Here is a 1,784-nt window from a genome sequence, read left to right on the forward strand (position 1 = left end):
GATGGTAGGGGAGCGTTCTGTATGGGTAGAAGCTGTACCGTGAGGAGCAGTGGACTGTACAGAAGTGAGAATGCCGGTATGAGTACGCGATAAGGCAGGTGAGAATCCTGCCCGCCGAAAACCTAAGGTTTCCTGGGGAAGGCTCGTCCGCCCAGGGTAAGCCGGGACCTAAGCCGAGGCGTAAAGCGTAGGCGATGGACAATCGGTTGAGAATCCGATGCCACCAAGAGCCGTTTGAAGGAAGGGATGACACAGGAGGGCAGGCTAAGCCAGCGATTGGAAGAGCTGGTCCAAGCGAGTAGGGAGAGCTGTAGGCAAAACCGCAGATCAAAATCCTGAGACGTGACGGGGAACGAAAATTAAGTAGTGAAGTAGCTGATCCCACACTGTCAAGAAAAGTCTCTAACGAGGCAAAATGGTGCCCGTACCGTAAACCGACACAGGTAGGTAGGGAGAGAATCCTAAGGCGCGCGAGAGAACCCTTGTTAAGGAACTCGGCAAAATGACCCCGTAACTTCGGGAGAAGGGGTGCCCTTCTTGGTGAGATATGCACATATGGAGCTGAGAGGGGTCGCAGAGGAGAGGCCCAAGCGACTGTTTACCAAAAACACAGGTGCCTGCGAAGTGGAAACACGAAGTATAGGTGCTGACGCCTGCCCGGTGCTGGAAGGTTAAGAGGAGAGGTTAGCGCAAGCGAAGCTTTGAATTGAAGCCCCAGTAAACGGCGGCCGTAACTATAACGGTCCTAAGGTAGCGAAATTCCTTGTCGGGTAAGTTCCGACCCGCACGAAAGGCGTAACGATTTGGGCGCTGTCTCAACAAGGGGCTCGGCGAAATTGTAATGCCGGTGAAGATGCCGGCTACCCGCGACAGGACAGAAAGACCCCGTGGAGCTTTACTGTAGCCTGACATTGGATTTTGGTACGTCATGTACAGCATAGGTGGGAGACTGAGAGACCGGGACGCTAGTTTCGGTGGAGTCACAGGTGGGATACCACCCTTGAAGTATTGAAGTTCTAACCTACGTCCGTAATCCGGATGGGGGACATTGTCAGGTGGGCAGTTTGACTGGGGCGGTCGCCTCCCAAAGAGTAACGGAGGCGCCCAAAGGTTCCCTCAGACTGGTTGGAAATCAGTCGAAGAGTGTAAAGGCAGAAGGGAGCTTGACTGCGAGACCGACGGGTCGAGCAGGGACGAAAGTCGGGCTTAGTGATCCGGTGGTTCCGAGTGGAAGGGCCATCGCTCAACGGATAAAAGCTACCCCGGGGATAACAGGCTTATCTCCCCCAAGAGTCCACATCGACGGGGAGGTTTGGCACCTCGATGTCGGCTTATCGCATCCTGGGGCTGAAGTAGGTCCCAAGGGTTGGGCTGTTCGCCCATTAAAGCGGTACATGAGCTGGGTTCAGAACGTCGTGAGACAGTTCGGTCCCTATCCGTCGCGGGCGCAGGAAATTTGAGAGGATCTGTCCCTAGTACGAGAGGACCGGGATGGACGCACCACTGGTGTACCAGTTGTCGCGCCAGCGGCAGAGCTGGGTAGCTACGTGCGGATTAGATAACCGCTGAAAGCATCTAAGCAGGAAACTAACCTCAAGATAAGATTTCCCATGGAGTCAATCCAGTAAGACCCGTGGAAGATGACCACGTTGATAGGCCAGGTGTGTAAGTGCAGTAATGTATTGAGCTAACTGGTACTAATAGGTCGAGGACTTGACCTGAAGTAGTAGTGAAATTCTCTTACGAACAAATTCTCTGTAAAGTTTTGAGGGAACAAACCTCAA

The 1,784-nt window shown here is 53.5% G+C and carries 1 rRNA gene; it reads left to right on the forward strand.

Features of this window, described 5'->3' with window-relative positions:
- Window positions 1-1,721: ribosomal RNA gene (locus tag Ga0451573_RS18850) — 23S ribosomal RNA — on the forward strand; the annotation flags it as partial.
- Window positions 1,722-1,784: the final 63 nt, after the last annotated feature.

The organism is Phosphitispora fastidiosa (genome assembly GCF_019008365.1).
In the GTDB taxonomy this organism is placed as follows: domain Bacteria; phylum Bacillota; class Thermincolia; order Thermincolales; family UBA2595; genus Phosphitispora; species Phosphitispora fastidiosa.